Raw genomic sequence first — 8793 nt, forward strand, 5'->3', positions numbered from 1 at the left:
AAAAATCTTACCAGCATCCCAGCATTAAGACCATTTTTTCTTAAATGCGGGTACATAAAAGTAAGTCCTACTGCAAGCCCGTATTCGTTAACTCCATCTTCCATTTCAACATATGCAGTAGTGTTGCCATTAAAAGCATAAACACCATCTAATTTATAAAGACAATTCATATATAGTTTTTTTAAGCTTACTAAAAAGTCGCTGTTGCGACCAAATATCGTCTTGTCTTTTGTGTTAAATGCAAAACATGTGCATTTATTAACAGGTTTAAAGCAATAAATACTAAATAATATAGTGCTTAACAAATCAAATGACGATTCTTGTCCATCAGCTATACCTTTTATCTCTTCAGTCACTTCTGGATAATATTTTTCATAAACAGGTTTACAGGCTTTTGCAAACTGTTTCATTTCTTCTGTTATTTCAAATGTCAAACTGCCTTTTATAACGATATCTTTTTTTCTTAATAAATGTCCCCATTTAAAACCTGCTTGATAATGACTACCTTTAAACCTTGCATGATACATTTTTATCATTCCTCATAACATATTTGAAAGTTGCAACCATCAAAACAATAGTATTTGAATATAAATTTATTGTCAACTATTAAAAATTTTTAAATAACTTTTTGGTATTATCACTGATAAAAGCTAAAGATCTAGAATCAAAATTTATTTAAATCATTTTTTCTATTTTGATATCTCAATTGAACTAATAATTAATCTAAAATAAACAAAAGGGCGTCTTGATAAACGCCCTTATGTTACTAACTAGTTGGTTTTTAATGAAATTATTTAGTAAAGTAATAATCTATTATAGTAACTGTATTAGTGGTATTTTGGCTATAATCCCAGAAGAAATATAAGTCAAATTCTGAAGAATTTATACCTGTAACATTAACTGTAATTGTATTTTCACCTGCTTCATAGTCGGTATGGGTTTGCAATGCATTTGCCCAACCTTGATAAACTGCAAGTTTTACAGCATTGGGTGAAGAGAGTTTTAATACAAATTTGGTATATTGTTCAGTCCAATTGCTTACAGACAATATAGTTATTGCTGTATTATCTGCTCTTTGATCCCAAGAAATAGTGCATTTTCCGCCTTCTTCGAGAGGGGTAATTGTATAAGCTCCCCAATCAAACATATCTCCGATTACAGGCGCTCCTTTATCAAATACTATGCTTACAAATTCAATGTTTCTTACACCTTCAAAAGGCTCAACATTTGTACTATCAAAATAGAATGTTAATGTTTTTAGCTTAACTATTGTTGAAAGATCTACTTCAATTGTATATTCTTTTGTAGTCTCATCGTAAGGATACTTGCTTAACGGATTGTCGACAACTGGATAAAGTACAGTTGAGTCTGCAGCTATACCAATTCTTTCAGCATCACCTTTCAATGTTACTATGGCTCTCTTGTATGCAGTATTCCAATTTTTAACAGAAACAGAAAGAGCGTTCCAACCTACAGCAGAATCATAAGATGCTTTTACCTTTCCGCCTACTGCTGCATCAGATACATTAAAGTTACCGGTAGCTGACCAATCGTCATCAACAAATACGGTTTCAACAAATTCAACATTTATCAATTCAAAGCTGCGCTGTACATCATTTTGTGTTGAAGTTCCTTGGGAATCCAAATAGAAGCTTAAACCTGACAAACCGCCTGCCTTTCTGAAATCAAATTCAAAGGTTTCTTCTTCACCTGTAGGAGCATAGCAATACATTGAAGTTCCGTTCATAGCTATAAGCGCATCAGAAGTATAAATACTCATGCACTCAACCTCAGTAGCTTTAAATGTAAGTCTTAATATGCCATAAGCATTTGACCATTTCTTTATATTTATATCAACTTTTTGCCATAGCATATCTTCGTTTTGAGTATTATAATCAACCTTAAATACTCCATCATAATCTGCTACATGGCTATATACATCAGGCACATAAACATCACTTACATAAGGAGTTTTATCTATATTAAGATTTTCATCGCCTTCTTTCAAGAACATAATTGAAGATACAACTGCTTCACCTTTTTTGTCTCCAGGATTTTGAGCGCTTACTGTATCAAAATAAAGATATATTCTTGAAATGTTCTTTTCATACAAATTGTCAGATGTTGTCTGATATTTACTGTCTATTGTTTTGAATAGCGACAAATCTACAACAAATGCGTTATCTCCATCTACAAGTGATTCTGCCATAACGCCTACTTGAGGGTATTTGTTTTGTTCTTGTTCAGAATAATATACAGCAACTGCCAATTTCTCAGCACTAAGTACTTCATTTATATCAAGACGCAGATACTTATATTCTGAACTATAATTAATTACATCAAAATAAACAAAATTCCAATCTTTTAACTCTGTTCCGCTAGCGGGATAAGAAACTTTTACACCTACTACTTCTTCATTTTCATTAACAACTTCTTCTAATTGGTAAGCCTCGGTTGTAGCTCCATATTCGCCAATATAAGGCGCAACACCAGGTTCATATTCATGGGCTGCGGGAGCTTGGGGCATTTTCACAGCATCAGCTGGAGGCTTTATAACATCAGCAATCGGAGTATCAATTTCAGCTTCAATTTCATCAGGCTTAAGTGCTTGATTACATGCAATTGCTGATACAAAAATGCCGCATGATAGGATTCCTATAATCAAATACGTCAATATTCTTTTTATCATTTTCTTCTCCTTTATCATTCTTTAACAGAACCTAACATTAATCCCTGAACAAAATATTTTTGAGCAAAAGGATATATCATCATGATAGGTAGCATAGCAATAAAGATTTGTGCAGATCTCAAAGTTTTGTCGTCTAGCTTAGACAGCAATGCAAGGTCTTCTTCTGTTTTATTTAAAGATGCTTGCAATTGCTTTAAGCTGTCCAAAATATTATATATATAAGTTTGGAGCGGCCAGTTTTCAGAGCTCATATAAATATAACCATCAAACCATGCGTTCCAGTGTCCTACTACTGTAAACAAAAGCACAGTTGCAATAGCCGGCAAAGAAACTGGAAGAATTATTTTTAACAGCAAAGTAAAATATCCCGCTCCTTCAATCTGAGCATATTCACTAAGTTCCTTAGGTACTCGCCTAATAAAATTAAGCATAAGCACCATATTCCAGCAGTTCATAGCGGAAGGCAATACCAATGCCCAAATTGTGTTATAAAGTCCCAAATTTGTTATGACAATATAAGTCGGTATAAGTCCGCCGCTAAAAAACATTGAAATTACGCAAATTACAATATAAAATCTTTTTCCAGGCAATTCTTCAGATGACAGTGATAGAGGGTAAGCCGCAAATATAATCACTACCATTGAAATAGCCGTACCAATAAACACTCTCTTAATAGACATCCAAAATGCTGCAAAAAATGCGCTTTGTTTTAATAGATATTGATATGCATTAAGAGTAATATCTACCGGAAAGAAACTAACCAGTCCAGCGTTAACTGCATTTTTTGAACTTAAGCTAACAGAGAACAAGTTTATAAACGGCAACAAGCACAACACCGCAAAGCCGATCAAAGCCAAACCATTAACTACAAGGAATATCTTTCTTGAGACTGACAGACGAAATTTATTTCTTTTTTTATGTACTGATACTGCTTTTATCATCATTGCCCCCTTTAAAATATCTTGTAGTCAAGCTTTTTAGCTGCAAATATATAAGCTATAGAGAATAAAGCACAGCTTATAAGCGATTTGAACAAACCAATTGCAGTTCCCAAAGAGAATTGATATGTACTTTTGTTAATCAAGCCGATACGATATGCCATTGTATCAATAATATCCCCTGTCTTATAAACAATCTCATTGTATAAAGTCAAGATTTGCTCAAATCCTGCATTCATGATGTTTCCTAAATTCAATACGCTAATCAAAATTATTATTGGCATTATGCCTGGTATTGTTATGTGATAACATAATTTGAATCTATTAGCACCGTCTATCCTTGCAGCTTCATAAAGTGTCGAATCAAGGTAGCTTATAGCGGCAAGAAAATAAATCGCCTGATATCCGAGATTTTTCCAAAGATCAGAACCGATAATTATAGTCCTAAACCATGAGTTGCTTGACAAAAAGCTTATTCGGTTCAATCCTGTCGCGGCAAGAATTGCGTTTATTGGTCCGTTAATTGAAAACAAGTTGTTAACAATAGAACCTAACAATGCCCAAGAAAGGAAGTAAGGCAAGAAATATACGGTTTGCAAAAACTTCTTCAGCTTTTGGCTCATCATTTCATTAAGCAGCAAAGCTATCAAAATTCCCAAAACTGTTTGAAGAACAATTTTGATAATTGCTATGTAAACCGTATTAAACATTACTCTGCCGAAATCCGGACGAGAAAATACAGTTTCGAAAAAGTAAAAACCTACAAACGGCGCATTGAATAACGAGCTCAAAAAACTCTTGCCATATATAGGCTTATATGCGGCAAAAGCCATATATAAGCCTACAATGGGTAGGATATTGAATATTATCATCAGAATAGTACCCGGCGCCATCATAAAATGCAGAGGTAAACTCTTTTTTAGACGCAAGATCTTTTTTGATGGTCTCTTAGATTTTACTTTTGTTGTGCGTTGTTGCTGGATAAACATTATAATCCTCTTTTAATTTTTAATCAGATAACTTAGGTTGTTGAGCATACCAAGAATTTACTTCTTCAAGGATTTTTGAGCCACCGTTCTTGTTGTATTGTTTAACAAAAGTATTCCATTCTGAAATGCTCTTTTCACCAGTTATTACACTTAGGAAAAATTCTTTCATGTAAGAGTTGATATATTCGCCTTTTTCCTGTTGAGTAGGTGTAGCAGTACCATAGAACTCATTATATTTTGCCTGCTTCTTGCCTTCGGTCAAGTCAGCAACATATGAATAGCCGCCGTTTTCTTTTATCATTTCTTCATAAATACCAAAGCCCTCTTTTTCAACTGAGTTCATATCTTTTACTGCTTTTCCGTTGCGTAAAGCTTGATAATAAGGATAACTTCTCTTAAAATGAAGTGTCTTTTCTCTTTGTTTTAGTTGATTAAATATAGGTCCATAAGTTTGGTCTTTTGACAGATTTGTATATAATGTATTCCAGTCATAATTTGATCCAGCTTGCAAAATATCTGAAGTAGGTATGCGGTATCCAGCATCATAAAGGTCCTTAAATACTTTTTGAACACGCTTATGCTCTAAAATTGAAGCACTTGAATGCCAAAGCTTAACAGGAACCCAATTATGATAGAATGCGCCTGCAGCTGTTGCACCTTCTCCATAGATTTCTACTGCATTTTCGTTATAATACATATCAAAGAACAAATTGATTAATCTAGCTATTGCTTCAGGATGTTCAAAGCTTTTTGATACCATATTATAGTTGGTTACTGCAACTCTGTTTACGATAGGATAAGCAGGCTTATTGTTATATCCTACAAGATCAATTGCGACCCAATCTGCGTTAGGTGTATTAGGGTTAACTACTGAATCACGCAAAGGATATTCAGGAACCCACCATTGTCCAAACATAATACCGATTTTACCAGCTATAATATCAGCAGCTACATCGGAAGATGTTTTTGTAAAGAACTCTTGATCTATAAGTTTCTTTGAATACATTTCGCTTATAACTTTAAGCGCTGTCTTCATTTCTTCACTTGTGTTGCTGTCGTATAATTTTGTGCCGTCTTCATTAGCAAAATATTTTCCAACGCCAGCACCGAAAAGTTCAAATAGACCTTGTGCTCCATAGCTGCCTACAAATTCGATATCTTTATGTATACCGATAGGTATAATATCTTCTGCTGTCAAACCTTTTGAAGCAGCTGCGATTTTGCTCGCATTATCTCTAAATGCTTCACCAACTTCAATAAGTTCTTCAACGGTAGTAGGTGCTTCTTTACCTACAAGGTCAAGCCAGTCTTTTCTTAAATAAATGCGTTGTGCACTTTCATAAGTATTAGATACGTTAGGCAAAGCATATAATGAACCCTCTACCATACATGTTTGAAGTCCATCATAATAATCATTTAAATACATATCTTGCAAATCTTGATTGAGATAATAGAAAGTATCTCCAAGATCAGCCAACATTCCGCTGCTTCTTAAAAGTTCATAAGTAGTTGCGGATGATGTTACGATTATATCGGGCAAAGTATTGCTTGAAATCATCAGATTAAGTGCGGTTTCATAATATGCAGTACTTGCTACGGTTACATAATTGAGCTTAATATTGAGAACTTCAAGTGCAATATCATTGAAAGATTGATTTTTAGGTCCGCTAGGTTTTCCTTTGTATGTTGCGGCTACATCGCCTTCAGCATCATAGTTAACACCTAAAACATTAACTGTAACTGTTTCGTCATATCTTGCTAAGGGTGAATAATCTTTTCCTTCTATCTTTTTCGGCAAAGTGCCAGGTTCTAGTCTGACATAATCTTGGCTGGGATTATAAGAACATCCTGTAAATCCTGTTGCAGCCAAAATCATTATGACAAAAACTATAAGTATGTTTTTTAGTATTTTTTTCATATTTTCCTCACATATCACTTATTAAGCATAAAGCATAACTTCTGATACCCACATCAGATTGCTTCTGCCGTAAGGTCCATTGCCAGCCTCTTGCAGCAATCTTACTCTTGTAACTGGTGAATCAACATTTAATTCAATAGTTGTGCTGGGAGATTTTTTCTGAATATTAGTTGCTTCTCCAATATCAACCCAATTATTGTTTATAAAGGCTTGAACTTTTACATTGGTAGAAGACCAATATGCTCCACCATCAAGCGCCCAGTGAACAATCATTGTTTTTACTTGAGCCGCTTTGTCCAAATCAAGTTGAATCCAGTGATCAGAAGTATTTTCTGCACTTGCCCATGCAATTTTTGACCAATCAATTAGATTAATGTTTTCTTCGTTTCCGATATATCCATCTATTAGACATGAATAGCCATATTGAGGATATGTAGAATCTACTGAAACAATCGTTCCGTTTCCTTTATAAGCTAAGTTATCTTTGCTGGTATCGCCATTAACAACAGGTGCTCCTGCGGGATTATCTACAACCAAAGCCTTAATTCCTCTCTGTGATTTAGGTATCAAAGTGCTAGGTGTTACTTCGCCAGAAAGAAGTCTGCCGCCCAAAGGAACATACGGGATAAAATCATATTCCCAAGCTGTATTATAAATTGCTTGTAAAAATACTGTCATATTGGAATCTGTAAAATAGTCCAAACAAAATACAGGGAAATAATGTTTTTGTCTTATTGCGTTAATTGTATTAACAGCAACATTTTGGTTATAAATAAAGTCAGAAGATTCGGGAGCCAGCTGATAGTTTTCACCTCTTTGACTATCGTAATATGTGCTAAAGCTCTCAAACATGATTCCGTCAATATATTCATGAATAGTAGGAAGTGTGCTAAAACCTCTATTCATTACTAGTTTTATTTCCGGAAAAGTCTCTCTTAATAATTTGATCAGGTTATACATGCCATTAATGGTAGAAGGATATACGTCAACTGTATCGACTGTATCTAGGAACAATCCGTCATATCCTTGGTCAATTATCTCACGTGCTTGCGCTATAATTGATGCCTGCCATACAGGGTTTCCTGCATCTACAAAATAAGAACCCCAATTACCGTTTTGAACTGGTGTGTCATCTACATAAATATAATAAGATGCGTATCCACCAGGTCCTAAGCCGTCGGCAGTTTTGAGTGAGTCATCCTCACCTATTGTTATATAAGCTATTTTCCATACTCCAGCTTCTTCAAGAGCTTGGACATCTTCGTCTTTTAGCGCACTGCTTTCTACGATAGCAACATCGTATTTTAGCATTTCTTCTTGAAAAGAGCCGTAATTACAAAAGAACGATGAAACATTGTTCCATTCTCTCTTTTCGCCATTTCGTTCGCTTCTATCGGCTTCTTTTGTAAACTGTTTAGGCATAACTGTAATAGGATCGGGCTTTTCTTGGTTATTAGCACAACCTACTACACCAATTAGAATAAGCAATCCCAAAGCTATTGCCATTATTCTTCTCTTGAAACTCAACATAAATCCTCCTTGTCAGTTTTTTTATTTTTGAGTTATCTCTTGTATAGTTAATCTTTTGCCGCCTTCTAGTCTTGATTTTTCAGCAGCAAACGCCATAAAATGACTTTGCATAGAATTTTCAATAGTAGATGAAACAGTATATTGTTTTGTATCCAAGGCTTCAAAGAAATCTCTTAGCATACGGTTATCGCCGCCGCCATGTCCTGACAAATCTGTTTCAAGCTTATTGATATCGTATACAATACTATCTTGACCAAAAGGTGTAACTGTTATCAAACCGGTATGTTGATTTCCTCTTATCTCACCCAATGTTCCCATAATAGTAATTTCACGATAAGAAAAAGCCGAAAATGCTGACATTGTAAATGTCGCTGTTATCTGATCTTCAAATTCCATAGCTGTTACTTGATGATCGACAACGTTGTTATCGCTAGCAAATACGCATCTTCCGTATCTACTACGCTTAAGAGCTTCTATTAACTTTTCTTCTGTAGGGTTGCTTACCACTGTATCACAGGGCCATGATGTATTACCCTTTTTCAATCCCGTAACATCATTGGTAAGATAGATTTTATAAGCATCATAAGGACATGTGCTTTTGCATGGACAATCATAGCAATAATCAGTAGCACCTTGAGGTTTGTTCTTAGAATTGAAATATTTTAAAGAACCATAAGAACTTAAGCTAATACATTTCTTTCCTAACAAAAATGAAATGATATCAAAATC

7 protein-coding genes are annotated in these 8793 nt (G+C 34.6%); all 7 read right to left on the reverse strand.

What is annotated here, in order from left to right:
• The coding region (locus tag VIL26_06110) for a C45 family peptidase (protein ID HEY8390504.1) at positions 1-536 on the reverse strand (536 nt) is incomplete at its 3' end.
• Between the two features lie 254 nt (positions 537-790).
• A complete protein-coding gene (locus VIL26_06115) occupies positions 791-2689 on the reverse strand; it encodes a hypothetical protein (protein ID HEY8390505.1) in 1899 nt (632 codons plus the stop codon).
• 14 nt (positions 2690-2703) lie between these two features.
• Positions 2704-3630, reverse strand: coding sequence for a carbohydrate ABC transporter permease (locus VIL26_06120; protein ID HEY8390506.1), 927 nt, complete (start codon positions 3628-3630; stop codon positions 2704-2706).
• A gap of 11 nt (positions 3631-3641) precedes the next feature.
• Positions 3642-4616 carry an ABC transporter permease subunit gene (locus VIL26_06125; protein HEY8390507.1) on the reverse strand — a complete coding sequence of 325 codons (975 nt, stop codon included), beginning with the start codon at positions 4614-4616 and terminating at the stop codon, positions 3642-3644.
• Between the two features lie 19 nt (positions 4617-4635).
• A complete protein-coding gene (locus VIL26_06130) occupies positions 4636-6534 on the reverse strand; it encodes a hypothetical protein (GenBank protein ID HEY8390508.1) in 1899 nt (632 codons plus the stop codon).
• Between the two features lie 21 nt (positions 6535-6555).
• Positions 6556-8064, reverse strand: a complete 1509-nt coding sequence (locus VIL26_06135) for a discoidin domain-containing protein (protein HEY8390509.1) — start codon at positions 8062-8064, stop codon at positions 6556-6558.
• Between the two features lie 21 nt (positions 8065-8085).
• On the reverse strand, positions 8086-8793 hold a 708-nt coding region (locus tag VIL26_06140; protein HEY8390510.1), incomplete at its 5' end, for a gfo/Idh/MocA family oxidoreductase.

It is taken from the genome of Clostridia bacterium (assembly GCA_036562685.1).
Taxonomy (GTDB): domain Bacteria; phylum Bacillota; class Clostridia; order Christensenellales; family DUVY01; genus DUVY01.

Coding starts and splice junctions, on each gene's coding strand:
- VIL26_06135 (HEY8390509.1), bottom strand. CDS start 8,064: ATGTTGAGTTTCAAGAGAAGAATAATGGCAATAGCTTTGGGATTGCTT.
- VIL26_06130 (HEY8390508.1), bottom strand. CDS start 6,534: ATGAAAAAAATACTAAAAAACATACTTATAGTTTTTGTCATAATGATT.
- VIL26_06125 (HEY8390507.1), bottom strand. CDS start 4,616: ATGTTTATCCAGCAACAACGCACAACAAAAGTAAAATCTAAGAGACCA.
- VIL26_06120 (HEY8390506.1), bottom strand. CDS start 3,630: ATGATAAAAGCAGTATCAGTACATAAAAAAAGAAATAAATTTCGTCTG.
- VIL26_06115 (HEY8390505.1), bottom strand. CDS start 2,689: ATGATAAAAAGAATATTGACGTATTTGATTATAGGAATCCTATCATGC.